Source organism: Mycobacterium sp. (assembly GCF_050700595.1).
Classification (GTDB): Bacteria; Actinomycetota; Actinomycetes; order Mycobacteriales; family Mycobacteriaceae; genus Mycobacterium.
Window position 1 is genome coordinate 12,290 of sequence record NZ_JBOHHI010000048.1, and the last position, 17,387, is coordinate 29,676.

Consider the following 17,387-nt stretch of genomic DNA (forward strand, 5'->3'; position numbering starts at 1 on the left):
ACTTGTCGCTGTGAGGCGGGCAGATTGTGCAGCGCTCGATCCAGAGGCTCCTGTGGCTGATGTGATTATTACCCCCCGACGCCGCCCGCCGTGATCAACCCGCGGCACGGCTCTTGAAGCGGATGATCGGCGCCCCTTGAACAGACCAGCACCAGTCGTGTCGAGCACGATCATCCGGGGCGCACATATGGCGCTCCTCATCCAGTGCTATAAAAGCCGCATGACGGAGGGCATGGCGGAGCTGGTAGGAGTCCTGCCCGCCCACCGGTTCGACGAAGCCGCGCTGCAACGCTATCTGGGCGCACGGTTGCCGGGGTTCGGCACCGGGATGGAAGTCCGTCAGTTTCAGGGCGGCCAGAGCAATCCGACCTTTCACCTACGCACCCCCGATGGTGCGTACGTGCTGCGCAAGAAGCCTCCCGGCAGGCTGCTGCCCCGAGCGCACGAGGTGGAGCGCGAATACCGGGTGATGGCGGCCCTGGCCGACACCGACGTACCGGTGCCCCGCATGCGGCTGATTTGTGACGACGAATCAGTAATCGGCACAACATTCTTCGTCATGGACTACGTTCCGGGGCGGATCTTTCCCGACCGGGTCATGCGCGAATGCACGCCCGAGCACCGTGCCGCGATCTATGAGGATCTCGCCCGCGTGCTGGCGGCGCTGCATCGGGTGGATTGGCGCGCGGTTGGCCTCGAGGGATTCGGCAAGCCCGAGGGTTACCTGCAGCGGCAGGTCGCGTTTTGGACCAGGCAATGGCATGCGGCACGTGTGGAGGACATGCCGGCGATGGACCTGCTGGCGGCGTGGCTGCCCGAGCATTTGCCACTCGACGACGAGCTGGCGTGCATCGCGCATGGCGACTACCGGTTGGGCAATGTCCTGATCCATCCGACCGAGCCGCGCGTGGTCGCGGTGCTGGACTGGGAACTCGCGACCATCGGCCATCCGCTGGCCGACCTGGCCTACACCTGCCTGACCTACCACCTGCCCGACGACCTCAGCGGCCGAGGTGGAGTAGCGGGCGAGGACCTGGCCGGTACCGGTATCCCCGATGAGGACGCCTTCGTCGCCAGCTACTGCCGGCACGTGGGCCGGGAGGTGCCGGACTCGCTCGACGTCTTCGTCGTGTTCTCCATGTTCCGGTTGGCATCGATCGCGGCCGGCGTCTATCGGCGCGGACTTGACGGGAACGCCGCGGATTCCCGCGCGGCCAGCTACCGCGACCACTATCGGGGGCTGGCGCAAACTGCCTGGACGCTGGCGCAGGAGATGGAGTTGACCGGTTAAATCAGTAGTCCACCGGCTGGCCGGTCGCCGCCAAATGTCCAGCGCGGAAGCCGAAAACCATTGCCGGGCCGATGGCTCCGCCGGCACGTCCATAGGCACGCTCGTCACCCCGGTAGCCGTCGTATGCGCTGGACCCGCGACGCTACGAATCCAGCACCGCACCCGGCGCCTGGGAGGACGCCGCCATCGGCGACATCGAGCAATCTTGTGTACGAACGGATCTCGGCCCCGGTGCTGGTGATCGAGGCGGCCGGTCACTTGCCCGCGCTATTCCGAATGCCGCCGGGACAACCAGGTGATCACCCGTCCCAAGATGATCAGCAGCAGCACGAACACGATCAGCAATAAGGCTGCGTCATAGGACAGATCGCGGGCGCTCTTCGACGGCAGGTTGTAGAACGTCCAGATCGGATAGGTCAGGTAACCGACCGGTGAGTTGGTGAGTTGTCCGGTCGGAGCGGCATTCGACCAGCCCGCGGTGTACAGCATCGGGGCTGTCTCGCCGATGGCCAGCGCGAGCGCCACCAGCATGCCGGTGACGATCCCGGGTACTGCAGACTTCAGCACGATCTTGCGTAGCGTCCAACCCAGCGGCAGCCCCAGGGCTTCCGCCCCCTCCCGGTACGACGTCGGCACCTGACCGAGCGCGGACTCGGTGGCTTTGGCGATGTACGGAATGCTCATCACCGACAGCGTCAACACCCCGGCCGCCAGGGAGAACCCCCAGTGGAAGCGCACCACGAGCGCCAGATAGCCGACGTAGCCGAGCACGATGGACGGGATACCGGAAAGCACCTCGTACGCGCCGCGCAGAACGGACTGCGTTCTGCCACCGGCGAATTCGGACAGATAGATGCCGGTCAGCACGCTTACCGTGCCACCGACCAGCATGACCCCGGCCCCCACGACCGTCGTGCCGATGATCGCGTTGCGCAAGCCGCCTCCGTTGCCCTGGGTGTTCTGCACCAGCACACTCCAGTGGAATACCGGTGCCGCACGGGCGACGATTCCGATCAGCATCCACAACGTCGGGCCGACCACCACCACCAGACAGCCGATGCATGCGGCCCAGGCCAGCGCGTTGACGATCTTGCGCCGGGTGGCAGTCGACCGCCGTCGCGTGGGTGTCGACTCGGTCATTTCACACACCTCGTCCCACCGGGAGCGCGGTTCCCGACACCCGACGCACCAGCGCACGGGCGGCCACATTCGTCAGCAACGTGATCACCATCAGCACCAGGCTCACCTCGGCGAGTGTCTTCACCGCGAAGCCGGTGAAATCGGTCAGCGCGGAATCCAGTTGTGACACAACGGTGGCCGCGATGGTGGTCATGGTCGAGTAGATGGTGGTGGGCATCGCACCCAGAACAGCGCCGGAGACCATGGCGACGGCCATCGTCTCTCCCAGCGCACGTCCGAGTCCCAGCACCACGGCGCCGACGATGCCCCGCGCCACCCATGGCAGGGTGACCTTGCGCGCGCACTCCCACTCGGACATGCCCAACGCGATCGCGCCCTCGCGCGGCAGCAGCGGCACCTGCCGGATCAGGTCGCGGGTGGTGCTGGCGATGATGGGGATGACCATCACCGCCAGCACCAGACCCGACACCAACATGCCCTCGCCGTTGCCGGTGTCGCCACGAAAGTAGTTGAGCAACGGCACGTCGGGAGCATTGCGGGCGATCAAGGGAGCGACGTCGTGTGCGATGACCGGCCCGAACGTCATCGCTCCCCACAAGCCGACGATGACACTGGGGATGCCGGCGAGCAGTTCGAGCACCATCCCGATGGCCGAGGCAAGACGTTTCGGCAACCGTTCCGCGATCACCAACGCCGCTCCGATGGACACCGGCACGGCGATGATCAGGGCGATCGCGGAGGTCGCAACGGTCCCGACGATCAGCGGCAACGCCCCGTAGTAGACGTTAACCGGGTGTTCGACGCCGTCGGTGACGATGGAATCGCCGTAGGTGTTACCCGGGTCCCACGCAGTGGCGGTGAAGAAGTGCAGCCCGTTGAGCCGAATCGCCGGCAGCGCCTCGAGAATCAGCGTCACCAGCACGAACACCAGCGCCAGCAGCGGAATCACCGCACCCACCCCGCCCAGCCAACGAACGGCGAGGCCCTCGCGGCTCAGGTCGCGGATACCGCCCAGGATGCGCCGGGGGATGGTCGTGCCGCCCGGCGCATCCTGGGCCGTGGATTGAGTCAACGGTACTTATTTAGCTCTATTTGCCGCTGATCTTGGAGATCTGGGCGTCGGACGACTTCACCACGTCGTTGCCCAGCGGCTGGAAGTGAACCTTGTCCAGGAACGAGGGCTGGTTGCCGTCGGTGATCGCCCAGTGCAAAAACGCCTGGATCGTCTGCGCGGTGGCGGCATCCTTCTGGCTGCTGTTGACGATGGCGTACTCGTAGTTGATGATCGGGTACCCGTCCGCAGCGGGCCCGTTGATCAGCGAGATCGCTTGGTTCGCGGGGGTTTTCGAGGCGAAGCCGGCGGCCGCGGCCTTGATGCTTTGGGCCTCGGGCAGCAGGTATTTGCCGGCGGAGTTGCCCAGTTGAGCTTCGCCCAGTCCCTTCTGGCTGGCCTGGTCGAGGAAGCTGATGCCGATGTAGGCGACACAGCCGGGGGTGTCGGCGCAGCCGGTCACCATGCCGCCGTTGCCGTTCTCGCCCAGCGCGCCCGGCACCGCGGGAAACGCGACGGTGGTGCCGAAGCCCGGTGACTTGCCCCAGCCGTCGGGGTCTTGCTTGGACAGATACTGGGTGAACAAGAAGGTGTCACCGGACCCGTCGGAGCGGTGCAGCGGGACTACCGGAGTGCCGGGCAGCTTCACACCGGGGTTGAGGCCGGCGATCTGCGGGTCGTTCCAGGTTTTGACGATGCCCCGATACATCGCGGCCAGCACCTTGCCGTTCAGCTTGAGGTGCTGATGGACACCGGGCAGGTTGTAGTTGATCTGCTGAGCCGAAACGGCCAGCGCGATGTTCATCAGTCCCTTGTAGGCGGTTACGTCGCCCTCGGACAGGTACGCGTCGGAGGCGCCGATGTCGACCGCGCCGGCGGCTGCTTGGGAGATCCCGGCACCCGACCCGCTGCCCTGGGTACTGATCGTGACGTTCGGGTGCTTCTCGTGATAGGCCGCAGCCCACGCGCTGAACAGCGGATAAAGCAGCGTGCTGCCGGTCTCCGACAACATCACCTGCGACGTCGCAGGCACCGTGGCAACCACACCCCCGCTGGATAAACCACCTGTCGAGGTCGAACCGCAGGCTGCTGTGGCCACGACGAACGGCGCGACGGCCAACAGCGTACGAATCTTCACGTCGTCCTTCAGGGGTTCGTTAGGTCCTTTGGTCTTCTGCCGTTTTCCGCTACTGCTCCTGCGTGGGTCGACGATGCCGAGAAGCCATGCTACTTCCTTATGCCGACCAGATCAGCGTGTGATCGCGGTCCCGGTGGTTAATCTGGTACCCAATGGCCTCGGCGCGGCGGCGCTATGGGCGTCAGGTGGTCGGGTGAAGGGAGCGTCGAGGGTGAGCGATCGCGAAGGGTCGCAGTTCGGGCCCTATCGACTGATGCGGCTGCTGGGCCGTGGCGGGATGGGCGAGGTCTATGAGGCCGAGGACACCCGCAAACACCGGGTGGTGGCGTTGAAGCTGATCTCGGAGCAATTCTCCGGCAACTCGGTGTTTCGGGCGCGAATGCAACGCGAGGCCGATGCCGCGGGGCGGTTGACCGAACCGCATGTGGTGCCGATCCATGACTACGGCGAGATCGACGGCCTGCTCTATCTGGAGATGCGCCTGATCGACGGCACCGACTTGTCCACGCTGTTGAAACGTTCTGGGCCGTTGAACCCACCGCGTGCGGTGGCCATCGTGCGCCAGATCGCCGCCGCGTTGGACGCCGCGCACACGAGCGGAGTGACACATCGCGACGTCAAACCGGAAAACATCCTGATCACCGGCGACGACTTCGCGTATTTGGTCGACTTCGGTATCGCCCGCGCGGCCGCCGACCCGGGGCTGACCCAGACCGGGACCGCGATGGGAACCTACAACTACATGGCCCCGGAGCGGTTCAGCAGCGATGAGGTCACCTACCGCGCCGATATCTATTCGCTGGCCTGTGTGCTGGCCGAGTGTTTGACCGGGTCGCCGCCGTATCGGGGCGAGACCATCGAACGGTTGATCGCCGCACATCTGACGCAACCCAGCCCGCGGCCCAGCGAACTGCGGCCCGGCAGGGTTCCGGCAGCCTTGGATGAGGTGATCGCCCGGGGGATGGCCAAAAACCCCGACGACCGCTATCGCAGCGCCGGGGATCTGGCAACCGCCGCCCACGACGCGCTGACCGAGCCCGAGCAGCACCAGTCCACCAGGATCCTGCGCCAAGGCGATAGGTCAACCACGCCCGGCGGCATCGCCGATTCAGGGCCGGAAACCCTCCGGGCCCCTTCCCCGGCGTGGGAAGGCGGTCCTCAAACGATGGCTCGTCCCGTGCCGTCGGGCGCCACCCAGCCGGTGCCAACGGCGCCACCCACCGGTCAGCAGGCCGGCTGGCGCCGCCAACCCGGACCCCCACCGCCGGCCTCGGGCCCGCCGGATTTCCGCCCGCCACCCTCCGCGCGCGGGCGCAGCGATGACCAACGCAAGCGGCGGATCATCATCGGCGCGGCGGCACTCGTGGTCATCGCGGTCGTCGTCGCCGTCGGATATCTGGTCACAGGGCCGTCGGGCCCGTCGACGCCGGCGTCCGGGCAAACGGTGCTGACGTTCGGCGGCATCGACTACCGGCTCTCCCCGGGCGCGGTGGCGGTGGATGGCGATGGCAACGTGTACGTCGCCAGTCAGGGCATGTACGGGCGGGTGCTGAAGTTGCCGGTTGGGTCGACCAAGCCGACGGAGCTGCCGTTCAACGGGCTTTACCAGCCGCAGGGACTCGCGATCGACGGCGCCGGCACCGTGTACGTCACCGACTTCAACAACCGGGTGGTGAAGTTGACGGCCGGGTCGAATGACCAGACCGACCTGCCGTTCAATGGCCTCAATTACCCCGAGGGGGTAGCGGTGGATACCTCCGGCGCCGTATACGTGGCCGACCGGGGCAACGACCGGGTAGTGAAGCTGGCGGCCGGCTCGAGCGCCCCGACTGACCTGCCGTTCGATGGCCTCAACAACCCGGACGGGGTGGCGGTGGACCAGGGCGGCAACGTCTATGTCACCGACACCGACAACAACAGGGTGCTGGAGTTGGCGGCCGGGTCGAACACCCAGACCGTGCTGCCCTTCACCGGTATCAGCGTGCCCTGGGGCATTGCGGTGGATAGCAAGAGCAACGTTTACGTCACCGAACACGACAAGAACAAGGTGGCGAAGCTGGTCGCCGGCGCGAACAACTCGACCGAGTTGCCGTTCACCGGCCTCAACACTCCGTTGGATGTGACAGTCGACAAAGACGGGAATGTCTATGTCGCCGACCGCGGCAACGACAGGGTGGTGAAGCTGGTGGCCGGCTGACACCGCAGCTCGTCGCAGCCGAATAGCGATAAGCGCCTGATCGTTCGTGCCGCGTTCATCTTCGAAGGATTGCGGGTTCGCGGTAAGCTCGGCGTTCTTCGTCCCCCTGACTCGTCAGAGGAGTTCCGTGATGTTCAACCGATCTCGCGCGGCGCTGAGTGTGCTGGCCGCCGGCGCACTGGTGTTATCGGCATGCGGTGGCAATTCAAACTCGTCGTCGTCCAGCGGGTCAGTGGATTGCGGCGGCAAGAAAGGACTTCATGCCAGCGGCTCGACCGCGCAGGAAAACGCGATAGAACAATTTGTCTATGCCTACATCCGGGCGTGCCCGGGCCACACGCTGGACTACGCCGCAATCGGCTCCGGCAAAGGGGTGGAGCAGTTTGTCGCGAACCAGACCGATCTGGCGGGCTCCGACGTGCCGTTGGATCCGGCCAAGGGTCAGCCCGATAGCGCCAGGTCGCGGTGCGGTTCGGAGGCGTGGGACCTGCCGACGGTGTTCGGCCCGATCGCGGTCACCTACAACGTCAACGGCGTGAGTTCGCTGAACCTGGACGGGCCCACGGCGGCCAAGATCTTCAACGGTGGCATCACCGTGTGGAACGATCCGGCGATCACGGGGCTCAACAAAGGCACCGCCCTGCCCTCGACGCCCATTCAGGTCGTCTTCCGCAGCGACAAGTCCGGTACCACGGCCAACTTCCAGAAATACCTCGACGGGGCATCCAACGGTGCGTGGGGTAAGGGCGACGGGGAGACGTTCAACGGCGGTGTCGGCCAGGGTGCGGCCGGAAATAATGGCACGTCAGGGGTCTTGAAGAGCACCGACGGAGCAATCGCCTACAACGAGTGGTCGTTCGCGGTAGGCAAGCAGTTGAGCATGGCCCAGATCATCACGTCGGCGGGTCCGGATCCGGTGTCGATCACCAAAGACTCGGTCGGCAAGACCATCGCCGGGGCCAAGTTCGCGGGCCAGGGCAACGACCTGGTGCTGGACACGTCGTCGTTCTACAAGCCGACACAAGCCGGGGCCTACCCGATCGTGCTGGCAACCTATGAGATCGTTTGCTCGAAGTATCCGGATCCCGCGACCGGCCCGGCGGTAAAAGCGTTTATGCAGGCCGCAATTGGTCCGGGCCAAGACAGCTTGGACCAGTACGGATCCATCCCGATGCCGAAGTCGTTCCAAGACAAACTGGGGACGGCAGTGAACGCTATCTCCTGACCAGGCGAAGGGAGCGTCGACGGTGGTTAGCGGGCCAGGTTCGCGGGTCGGTTCGCGGTTTGGGCCCTATCAGTTGATTCGGCTGCTGGGTCGCGGCGGGATGGGCGAGGTTTATGAGGCCGAGGACACCCGTAAGCGCCGGGTGGTGGCGTTGAAGCTGATTTCCGAGCAATTCTCCGCCAATCCGGTGTTTCGGGCGCGGATGCAACGTGAGGCCGACACCGCCGGGCGGCTGACCGAGCCGCACGTGGTGCCGATCCATGATTACGGCGAGATCGACGGGCAGTTCTATGTCGAGATGCGCCTGATCGACGGCACCGACTTGGCCACGCTGTTGAAACGGCACGGGGCGATGGACCCGCCGCGGGCGGTGGTCATCGTGCGCCAGATCGCGGCCGCGTTGGACGCCGCGCACGCCGCCGGTGTGACGCACCGCGACGTCAAGCCGGAGAATATTCTGATCACCGCTGACGATTTCGCCTATCTGGTGGATTTCGGTATCGCCCGCGCGGCTACCGATCCGGGGCTGACCCAGACCGGGACCGCGATGGGAACCTACAAGTACATGGCCCCGGAGCGGTTCGGCAGCGATGAGGTGACCTATCGGGCCGACATCTATTCGCTGGCCTGTGTGTTGGCCGAGTGTTTGACCGGGTCGCCGCCCTATCGGGCCCAGAGCATGGAAAGGCTGGTGGGTGCGCACCTGACCGAGCCGCCGCCGCGGCCCAGCCAGCTACGACCCGGGAAGGTTCCGGCGGCCTTGGATGAGGTGATCGCCCGGGGGATGGCCAAAAATCCCGACGACCGCTATCGCAGTGCCGGTGAGCTGGCCAGCGCCGCCCACGACGCGCTGACCGCATCCGAGCAGAACCGGGCCGCTACGATGCTGCGCCACGGCGAGGAAGCAACCCTGCGGTCCCCGGTCGTCGATCCGGGCCTGACGGGCGTCCGGGACCAATTCGTTGTGCCCGGCACCGGCTCGGTGCCGTGGACCCAGCGGGCACCGACGCCGCCGCCCGGGGTAGCCGGCGGCAGTTGGCGTAGCCAGCCCGTGCGCGCGCCCGCGGCCGGTCCTGCCGGCCCACCGGACTTCCGCAAAGCACCCGGGCCTCCCGACGACAAACGTAAGCGTCAGCTTCTGATCGGCGCTGCCGTGCTCGTGGTCATCGCGGTCGTCGCCGCCGTCGGATACCTGGTGACTCGGCCGTCGGGCCCGTCGACCTCGGCGTCCGGACAAAGTGTGCTGCCGTTCAACGGCCTCGACTTCCGGCTCTCTCCAGGCGCGGTGGCGCTCGACGCCGACGGCAACGTGTACGTCGCCAGCGAGGGTATGTACGGCCGGGTGGTGAAGTTGCCGGCCGGGTCGAACACACCGGCGGTGCAGCCCTTCAACGGTCTTTACCAGCCGCAGGGACTCGCGATCGACAGCGCCGGCACCATGTACGTCAGCGACTTCAACAACCGGGTGGTGAAGTTGACGGCCGGATCGAACGACCAGACCGAGCTGCCGTTCAACGGCCTTAATTACCCCGAGGGGATAGCAGTGGATACCTCCGGCAGCGTGTATGTCGCCGACCGGGGCAGCAACCGGGTGGTGAAATTGCCGGCCGGCTCGAACACCCAGACCGATCTGCCGTTCAACGGCCTCAACGACCCGGATGGGGTGGCGGTGGACAAGGACGGCAACGTCTATGTGACCGACACCGACAACAACCGGGTGCTGAGGTTGGCGGCGGGGTCCAATCAGCAGACGGAGCTGCCGTTCACCGGTGTCAGCGTGCCGTGGGGCATCGCGGTGGACAGCGCCGGCAACGTCTACGTCACCGAACACGACAAGAACAAGGTGGTGAAGTTGGCGGCCGGGGCCACCAGCTCTACCGTGCTGCCGTTCACCGACCTCAACACCCCGTTATCTGTGACGGTGGACAACGACGGGAACGTCTACGTCGCGGACCGCGGCAACAACAGGGTGGTCAAGCTACCGCCGAGTTGAGTTACCCACGCCGAACCGCCAAGAAGCGGGTCGCGGCGGCCGCGATCAGGTTGGCGACGGCCACCACGATGATCAGCGTCAGCGCCGCACCCCACACCCGCAGGAAGCCGGCGTGTTCGGGATTGCTGAGTTCGGTGTAGATCAACAGCGGCAACGTGGCCATGTTGCCGCTGAAGATGTCGTAGTTGATCGAACGGCTGTATCCGACCAGCACCAGCACCGGCGCGGTTTCGCCGATGATGCGGGCGATCGACAAAAAGACACCGGAGATGATTCCCGGCAGCGCGGTTGGGATGACGACCCGCATGATCGTTTTCCATTTCGCAATGCCCAACGCATAGCTGGCTTCTCGCAATTCGTCGGGTACCAACTTGAGCATTTCCTCGCATGAGCGCACCACGATCGGCAACATCAGCAAGACCAATGCCAGCGACACGGCGAAACCGCTCTGCTCGAATCCCAGGGTCGCGATCCACAAAGCGAAGACGAACAGCGTCGCCACGATCGAGGGCACCCCGGCGAGCACATCGACCATGAAGGTGGTCACCCGCGCCAGCCGATCGGAACCATATTCCGCCAAGTACACCGCGGTCATAATTCCGAGCGGCACGGAAAGGATGGTGGCCGCCCCGGCCTGCACCAGTGTCCCGTACAGCGCGTGATACACGCCGCCGGCGAACTGCTCGGGCATCACGCCCTGCAACGAGTGGCTCCACCACTCCGGCTGAGTGATGGCATACCAGCCTCTTTTGGCCACCACCCAGAGCAGCCAGGCCAGCGGTATCATCGCGATAACGAACGAGATGAGGAAAAGCATTGCCGCGACGCGGTTCTTGACCCGCCGCCCGATGCTGATGTGGCGCGACTCCGTTGCCTTGATCGGTCGGCTGAGCGTGGGGGAGTTCATCCGTTGACCTTCCCACCGGCGATCGCACGAGCTGCCGCGTTGACGATGAACGTCAGGACGAACAGCACGAATCCCGCGGAAATATAGGCGCCCGTCGGGAGTGGTTCGGTGAATTCGTTTGCCGCGGAGGCGATCTTGGATGCAAACGTATAACCGCCGTCGAACAGCGACCAATTCCCCGGTCGGGCGGCGGCACGGATGATGACCAACATTGCGACGGTTTCACCCAGGGCACGGCCCAACCCCAACATCGCAGCCGCGATGACGCCACTGCGGCCGAACGGCAGCACGGTCATCCGCACCACTTCCCACTTCGTTGCGCCAAGTGCCTGGGCTGCTTCCATCTGAATAAGTGGGGTCTGCCGGAAAACCTCTCGCGATACCGACGAGATGATCGGCAGGATCATCGCCGCGAGCACGATGCCGGCCGTGAAGATGTTGCCGCCGCCGGCCAACGAGACGTCGCCCTTGTCGAACAAAAACAACCATCCCAGGTTGTGATTGAGGAATTTTGCGATCGGCTCGAGCTGCGGCGCCAGCACGAAGATCCCCCAGAGTCCGAAGACGATCGAGGGCACCGCGGCCAGCAGGTCGACTATCGCACCAAACGGACGCGACAACGATGCGGGCGCATAGTGGGTGAGAAACACTGCGATGCCGACCGCGACCGGGACGGCCAACGCCAACGCGAATACTGAACTCAGCACCGTGACCATGAACAGGTCGCGGATACCGAATGCCAGGTTCTCCGGGTCGGTGGTATCGAATTGGGCGCTGGTAAAGAAATTCGCGTGGTCAGCCCGCAGCGACGGGACGGCCTTGACCAACAGGAATAGCGCGATCAGCACGATCGCGATCACGATCGTCGAACCGGCGGCGATGGCGACCGACTTGAACAGCCGGTCGCCGCGCCGCACGGCACTCACATCAGTCGCCGCTAACCCGGGTGTTGTTCCGGTCGGATCTGACCGGGTTAGCGATCGTCGGGCCATGGGGCCTGGAGATCAGGAGATAGCGTTGACCGAGTCCGACAATTTCGACTTGAACTTGTCGGGAATCGGGATATACCCGTTGTCCGCCAAGCCATTCTGGCCGGGGCCGATCGCCGCTTGCAGGAACGCCTTCACAGCCGTACCGACCTGGGGGTCGGGATACTTCGAGCAGACAATCTCATAGGTGGCCAGCACGATCGGGTAGGAACCGGGTTGCGTCGGCTTGTAGAACGAGTCGGTGTCGAGCACCAGGTCGTGGCCCTGCCCTTTCACCGTGGCCCCGGAGATCGTCTTGCCGACCGAGTCGGCGCTGATCGACACCGGTTGGGAGCCGGCCGACGTGACGATCTGGGCCATGTTCAACTTCTGCGCCTGGGCAAACGACCACTCGTTGTACGTGATCGACCCTTCGGTGCCCTTGACCGCTGCCGAGGTGCCGTCGTTGCCCTTGGCGCCCTCACCGACACCGCCGTTGAACGTCTTTCCGCCGCCCTTACCCCACGCGCCATCCGAAGCAGCGTCGAGGTATTCCTGGAAGTTGGCCGTGGTCCCGGACTGATCACTGCGGAACACCACATGGATCGGCTCAGCGGGCAGGTTGGCGCCGGTGTTCAGCGCCTTGATCGCCGCGTCGTCCCAAGAGGTGATGGTGCCGTTGAAGATTTTCGCGGTAGTCGAGCCATCCAGAACCAGCTTGTCCGCGCCCTTGACGTTGTAGGTGACCGCGATCGGCCCGAACACCGTCGGCAGGTTCCAGGCGGGTGAGCCGCACCGCTCCTGCGCTTTGCCGGCTTCCTCGGTGCTCAGCGGCACATCCGAGCCCCCGAAATCGGTTTGCTTGCCCACGAATTCGTTGATCCCTGCGCCCGAACCATTGGCGGTGTAGTTCAAGTCTTGATCGGGGCACGCCTTTTGGAAGGCATTGACAAAGCGGGCCATCGCATTGGCCTGGGCTGTCGACCCGCTGGCCTTCAGCGTCTTCTGCCCGCCGCAAGTCACGTTCGCCGACGACCCCGACGGCGCTTGGCCTTGATTCGCGTTGTTGTTACTGCCGCACGCAGACAACACCAGGGCACCGGTGGCCATGACTCCCAGCGCCGTGCCAAATCGGTTGAGTTTCAAAACGGCTCCTTCGAACGGTCCTACCGCGGTGAACGTATCACGCACCAAGATTCCTCAGTAAAGGAATCCGGTCGGATCGCCGGGAGCGACGACCACCGATAAATCAATCACTTGACTTAACCGCGATCGCGCCGATTAACTCTTCGATGTGGTCAACGAGTTAACCGGCAAGGTCGCGATCGTCACCGGCGGCGGATCGGGGATCGGTGCCGGCATCGTGGAGAAGTTTGCGACCGAGGGCGCCCGGGTGGTCATCGGTGACATCGATCCCGACCGGGGTAGCGCACTCGCCGGAAACCTCGGTTCCCGGGCGGTCTTTCGGCAGGCCGACACGGCGGACCCCGGGCAGGTCAGCGAATTGGTGTCGTTCACGGTGCAGCAGTTCGGTGGCCTCGACGTCATGGTCAACAACGCCGGCATCTCCAGCAGGATGCATCGCAGTTTCCTCGAGGACGACCTCGCCGACTTCCAGCGGGTGATGGCGGTCAACGTCCTCGGGGTGATGGCCGGCACCCGAGACGCCGCGCGCCGGATGGCGACCAGTGGCGGTGGTTCGATCATCAACCTGTCGTCGATCGGTGGGATCCAAGCTGGTGCCGGGGTGATGACGTACCGTGCCTCCAAGGCCGCGGTGATCCAGTTCAGCAAGTCCGCCGCAATCGAATTGGCGTACTACGACATCCGGGTGAACTGCATCGCCCCGGGGAATATCCCCACGCCGATGCTGGCTTCGTCGACGTCTGGCAAGTCGCCCGAAGAGCTCGAACGCTTCGAACAGGCGATCCGCGAGCAGATGCGCGCTGACCGGCCGTTGCAGCGGGAGGGGAAGCCCGAGGACGTGGCCGAGGCCGCGCTCTACCTCGCCGGCGACCGTTCCCGCTATGTCACCGGGACGGTGTTGCGGGTTGACGGGGGGACCACGGCCGGCAAGCCCATCCGGCGCCGCACGCCTCCAAAGAATTAAATCAATCGCTTGACTTAACACTCGTTCGAGGGGTTGACTAAGCGGCGTGACCACAGCGCGGGCCGCGCGAAGCGAACGGGCCAGCACCACGCAGGAGGCGATACTCGCCGCGGCCGAGCGGCTGTTCGCCGAGCACGGGGTTTTCGCGGTGTCCAACAGGCAGGTCAGCGAGGCCGCCGGGCAGGGCAACAATGCGGCGGTCGGCTATCACTTCGGCACCAAGACCGATCTGGTGCGGGCTATCGAGCACAAACACCGGGTGCCCATCGAGCGGCTGCGCGAGGAGATGGTGGCCGACATTGGCGACTCGACCGAGATGCGCGACTGGGTGGCATGCCTGGTCTGTCCGCTGACCGAGCACCTCGCTGCCCTCGGCAACCCCACCTGGTACGCCCGGTTCGCCGCGCAGGTGATGACCGACCCGGCCTACCACAACATCGTGGTCAAGGACGCGCTCACATCCCCGTCACTGGTTGAGGTGATCGACGGGATCAACCGCTGCCTTCCGGAGCTGCCGGTCGACGTTCGGGTGGAGCGCAACCTGATGGCCCGCAACCTGTTGATGCATACCTGCGCCGATCGGGAACGCGCGCTGGTCGCCGGGTCATCGGTACGCCGCGCCTCCTGGCAAGCCGCCGGCTCCGGCCTCATCGACGCGATCGTGGGGCTGTGGCTGGCACCGGTCAGCGAAAGAAGCTGAATATGAAAGTAACTGTCGACCAAGACAAATGCGCTTCCTCGGGCAACTGCGTGATGCGCGCACCCGAGGTGTTCGACCAACGCGACGAGGATGGCGTCGTCGTGCTGCTCAACGCCACCCCACCGGCCGAGCAGTTCGACAACGCCCGCACCGCCGCCGCGGGCTGCCCAGCGCAAGCCATCCACATCGAGGAGTGACGTGTCCGACGCCCTGACCGCGATCGAGGTTGCCGCCGACATCCCGGAATACCCGATGGCCAGAGATGGTGGCTGCCCGTTCGCGCCGCCGCCCGACGTGCTAGCACTTGCGAAATCCAAACCGCTGTCCAGAGTGCGGATCTGGGACGGCAGCACACCGTGGCTGATCACCGGGTACGAAGAAGTGCGGGCGCTGTTTTCCGATTCGCGCGTCAGCGTCGACGACCGGCGCGCCGGCTTCCCGCATTGGAACGAAGGCATGTTGTCGACGGTGCACAGGCGTCCGCGCTCGGTCTTCACCTCCGACGGCGAGGAACACACCCGGTTCCGGCGGATGCTGTCGAAGCCGTTCACCTTCAAGCGGGTGGAGGGCCCGCGGCCGGTGATCCAGCAGATTACCGACGAGCACATCGACGCGATACTGGCCGGACCACAACCGGCCGACATCGTCACCGCACTCGCGTTGCCGATACCGTCTCTGGTGATCAGCCAGTTGCTGGGCGTGCCGTACGAGGAAGCCGAGTTCTTCCAGCACCACGCCAATATCGGGGTCGCCCGGTACGCGACGGCCGAGGACACCGCCAAGGGCGCGAGCGGGCTGTCGAAGTACCTCGCGCGACTGCTCGAGGCCAAAATGGAAAGCCCCGCCGAGGACGCGGTGACGGACCTGGCCGAGCGGGTCAAGGCCGGAGAACTCAGTGTCCGGGAAGCCACCCAGTTGGGGACCGGGCTGCTGATCGCCGGGCACGAGACCACCGGAAACATGATCGGCCTCGGCGTGCTGGCGCTGCTGCAACACCCCGGGCAGTTGGCGGTGCTGCGCGATGCCGACGACCCGAAAGTCATCGCGAACGCGGTCGAGGAACTGATGCGCTACCTGTCCATCATCCAAAACGGGCAGCGCCGGGTCGCCATCGAGGACATCGCGATCGCCGGTGAGACCATCTGCGCCGGTGAGGGCATCATCATCGACCTGGCGCCCGCCGACTGGGATCCCAGCGCCTTTGACGAACCCGAGCGCATGTATCTGCACCGATCCGGGGCCGGCCAACACGTCGCGTTCGGCTACGGCAGGCACCAGTGCGTCGGTCAGCAGTTGGCTCGCGCCGAGCTGCAAATCGTCTACCACACACTGCTCCGTCGCATCCCGACCCTGAAGCTCGCCGTGCCGATCGAGGACGTCCCGTTCAAACACGACCGCCTCGCCTACGGCGTCTACGAGCTACCGGTGACCTGGTGAGTACTCTTAATCCGATTGGAGGATAACGATGTCCAGTCAGTCCACCGTCTCGCTCTACCCGCCCGAAGGGTACGGCGCACCGAAGGATCGCCGGGGCCACGCCGACATCGGCAGCGTCGGCCTGCCGGAAGGCACGGTGGTTTTCTCTGCCGACAACCACATTTCGCTGGCCGAGGACATTTTCTACGAGCGTTTCCCGGACAACCTCAAGGACAAGGCGCCGCGGATCTGGTACGAGGAAGGCGCCTATCAACTCGGTCGCAAGGGACAGTCGTTCCTGCCGGGCGATTTCAGCGCGGTACTGATGCAATACGACGATCTGCCGGGCGCCGCAAGCTCAAACATCGAGGCACGCATCGAGGAGTTACGCGCGGACGGCGTCGAGCGGGAACTGGCGTTCCCCAACGCGGTGCTGGCACTTTTCCACTACCCGGACAAGGAACTACGCGAGCTCGCATTCCGTATCTACAACGAGTACATCGCCGAGCTGCAGGAGCGCTCCGGTGGCCACTTCTACGGGGCCGGGCTGATCAACTGGTGGGACCCACAAGGCACCCGGCGAACGCTTGCCGAGCTGAAGTCGTTGGGGCTCAAGACGTTTTTGATGCCGCTGAACCCCGGTAAGGACGACGACGGCAACGTCATCGACTACGGCAGTGATGCCATGACCCCGGTGTGGGACGAGATCGAAGATGCCGGCCTGCCGGTCACCCACCACATCGGCGAGACGCCTCCCAAGAGTCCGTGCCAGTTCAACAGTGTGGTCGTAGGCATGATGATCAACGTCGACGGGTTCCGGGAGGTGTTCTCCAAGTACATCTTTTCCGGCATCCTCGATCGGCACCCGCGGCTGCGGATCGGTTGGTTCGAGGGCGGGATCGCCTGGGTCCCATGGGTCCTGCAGGACGCCGAACACCTACTGGCGTCGTACCGGCACATGTTCAACCGGCCCATCGAGCATGACGTGCGCCACTACTGGGACAACCACATGAGCGCGTCGTTCATGGTCGATCCACTGGGCCTGCAGCTGATCGACCGGATCGGTGTCAACAAGGTGATGTGGTCGTCCGACTACCCGCACAACGAAAGCACCTACGGCTATTCCGAGAAGTCGTTGGCTGCGGTCGTTGACGCTGTCGGACCCGGATCTGCCGTGCAGGTCGTCAGCGGCAACATCACCAATTTCTTGGGCCTTTGACGTGACGACATCGCTTGCAGTACTTGATATCC

General features: G+C 64.9%; 15 protein-coding genes. 9 read left to right on the plus strand and 6 right to left on the minus strand.

The window, feature by feature from the left end:
* The first annotated feature begins 220 nt into the window (after positions 1-220).
* The gene (locus ACRDTL_RS04175) at positions 221-1,291 is read left to right on the plus strand and encodes a phosphotransferase family protein (protein ID WP_431505457.1); all 1,071 of its coding nucleotides are present in this window, start codon (positions 221-223) and stop codon (positions 1,289-1,291) included.
* 267 nt (positions 1,292-1,558) lie between these two features.
* Here the strand turns inward: ACRDTL_RS04175 and pstA (ACRDTL_RS04180) are convergent, their stop codons facing one another.
* The 3 genes from pstA (ACRDTL_RS04180) to pstS (ACRDTL_RS04190) all read right to left on the minus strand — a co-directional run bounded on the left by pstA (ACRDTL_RS04180) (position 1,559) and on the right by pstS (ACRDTL_RS04190) (position 4,620).
* Positions 1,559-2,431: a phosphate ABC transporter permease PstA gene (gene pstA, locus ACRDTL_RS04180; RefSeq protein ID WP_431505458.1), complete on the minus strand. Its 873-nt coding sequence runs from the start codon at positions 2,429-2,431 to the stop codon at positions 1,559-1,561.
* A gap of 1 nt (position 2,432) precedes the next feature.
* Complete coding sequence (gene pstC, locus ACRDTL_RS04185) at positions 2,433-3,449, minus strand: phosphate ABC transporter permease subunit PstC (RefSeq protein ID WP_431505486.1); 1,017 nt, start codon at positions 3,447-3,449, stop codon at positions 2,433-2,435.
* A gap of 70 nt (positions 3,450-3,519) precedes the next feature.
* Entirely contained in the window at positions 3,520-4,620 is a 1,101-nt protein-coding gene (gene pstS, locus ACRDTL_RS04190) for a phosphate ABC transporter substrate-binding protein PstS (protein ID WP_431505459.1), read from the minus strand.
* A gap of 253 nt (positions 4,621-4,873) precedes the next feature.
* Here pstS (ACRDTL_RS04190) and ACRDTL_RS04195 point away from each other — a divergent pair, with 253 nt between their 5' ends.
* The 3 genes from ACRDTL_RS04195 (at position 4,874) to ACRDTL_RS04205 (ending at position 10,035) form a co-directional block, all read left to right on the plus strand.
* Complete coding sequence (locus tag ACRDTL_RS04195; RefSeq protein ID WP_431505487.1) at positions 4,874-6,817, plus strand: serine/threonine-protein kinase PknD; 1,944 nt, start codon at positions 4,874-4,876, stop codon at positions 6,815-6,817.
* Positions 6,818-6,944: 127 nt separating this feature from the next.
* A complete protein-coding gene (gene pstS / locus ACRDTL_RS04200; RefSeq protein WP_431505460.1) occupies positions 6,945-8,042 on the plus strand; it encodes a phosphate ABC transporter substrate-binding protein PstS in 1,098 nt (365 codons plus the stop codon).
* Between the two features lie 22 nt (positions 8,043-8,064).
* Positions 8,065-10,035 carry a serine/threonine-protein kinase PknD gene (locus tag ACRDTL_RS04205; protein WP_431505461.1) on the plus strand — a complete coding sequence of 657 codons (1,971 nt, stop codon included), beginning with the start codon at positions 8,065-8,067 and terminating at the stop codon, positions 10,033-10,035.
* A 1-nt stretch (position 10,036) separates the two neighbouring features.
* Here the strand turns inward: ACRDTL_RS04205 and pstA (ACRDTL_RS04210) are convergent, their stop codons facing one another.
* Genes pstA (ACRDTL_RS04210) through pstS (ACRDTL_RS04220) form a run of 3 tightly spaced genes read right to left on the minus strand, consistent with a single transcriptional unit; the run spans position 10,037 to position 13,056 of the window.
* The gene (gene pstA / locus ACRDTL_RS04210; RefSeq protein WP_431505462.1) at positions 10,037-10,942 is read right to left on the minus strand and encodes a phosphate ABC transporter permease PstA; all 906 of its coding nucleotides are present in this window, start codon (positions 10,940-10,942) and stop codon (positions 10,037-10,039) included.
* Positions 10,939-11,934, minus strand: coding sequence for a phosphate ABC transporter permease subunit PstC (pstC, locus tag ACRDTL_RS04215; RefSeq protein ID WP_431505463.1), 996 nt, complete (start codon positions 11,932-11,934; stop codon positions 10,939-10,941). The genes pstA (ACRDTL_RS04210) and pstC (ACRDTL_RS04215) overlap by 4 nt, the downstream gene beginning before the upstream one ends.
* Before the next feature lie 12 nt (positions 11,935-11,946).
* The gene (pstS, locus tag ACRDTL_RS04220) at positions 11,947-13,056 is read right to left on the minus strand and encodes a phosphate ABC transporter substrate-binding protein PstS (RefSeq protein WP_431505488.1); all 1,110 of its coding nucleotides are present in this window, start codon (positions 13,054-13,056) and stop codon (positions 11,947-11,949) included.
* A gap of 148 nt (positions 13,057-13,204) precedes the next feature.
* Here pstS (ACRDTL_RS04220) and ACRDTL_RS04225 point away from each other — a divergent pair, with 148 nt between their 5' ends.
* From ACRDTL_RS04225 to ACRDTL_RS04245, 5 genes are all read left to right on the plus strand, one after another.
* On the plus strand, positions 13,205-14,020 hold the full coding sequence (locus ACRDTL_RS04225) for an SDR family NAD(P)-dependent oxidoreductase (protein WP_431505464.1): 816 nt from the start codon (positions 13,205-13,207) through the stop codon (positions 14,018-14,020).
* Between the two features lie 46 nt (positions 14,021-14,066).
* Positions 14,067-14,720 (plus strand): TetR family transcriptional regulator, encoded by a 654-nt coding sequence (locus ACRDTL_RS04230; RefSeq protein WP_431505465.1) that lies wholly within the window; start codon positions 14,067-14,069, stop codon positions 14,718-14,720.
* Positions 14,721-14,722: 2 nt separating this feature from the next.
* Positions 14,723-14,917, plus strand: a complete 195-nt coding sequence (locus ACRDTL_RS04235) for a ferredoxin (protein WP_431505466.1) — start codon at positions 14,723-14,725, stop codon at positions 14,915-14,917.
* 1 nt (position 14,918) lies between these two features.
* A complete protein-coding gene (locus ACRDTL_RS04240) occupies positions 14,919-16,157 on the plus strand; it encodes a cytochrome P450 (RefSeq protein ID WP_431505467.1) in 1,239 nt (412 codons plus the stop codon).
* A 136-nt stretch (positions 16,158-16,293) separates the two neighbouring features.
* A complete protein-coding gene (locus ACRDTL_RS04245) occupies positions 16,294-17,355 on the plus strand; it encodes an amidohydrolase family protein (RefSeq protein ID WP_431505489.1) in 1,062 nt (353 codons plus the stop codon).
* Positions 17,356-17,387: the final 32 nt, after the last annotated feature.

Coding starts and splice junctions, on each gene's coding strand:
- ACRDTL_RS04175 (WP_431505457.1), top strand. CDS start 221: ATGACGGAGGGCATGGCGGAGCTGGTAGGAGTCCTGCCCGCCCACCGG.
- pstA (WP_431505458.1), bottom strand. CDS start 2,431: ATGACCGAGTCGACACCCACGCGACGGCGGTCGACTGCCACCCGGCGC.
- ACRDTL_RS04195 (WP_431505487.1), top strand. CDS start 4,874: ATGCGGCTGCTGGGCCGTGGCGGGATGGGCGAGGTCTATGAGGCCGAG.
- pstA (WP_431505462.1), bottom strand. CDS start 10,942: ATGAACTCCCCCACGCTCAGCCGACCGATCAAGGCAACGGAGTCGCGC.
- pstC (WP_431505463.1), bottom strand. CDS start 11,934: ATGGCCCGACGATCGCTAACCCGGTCAGATCCGACCGGAACAACACCC.
- ACRDTL_RS04235 (WP_431505466.1), top strand. CDS start 14,723: ATGAAAGTAACTGTCGACCAAGACAAATGCGCTTCCTCGGGCAACTGC.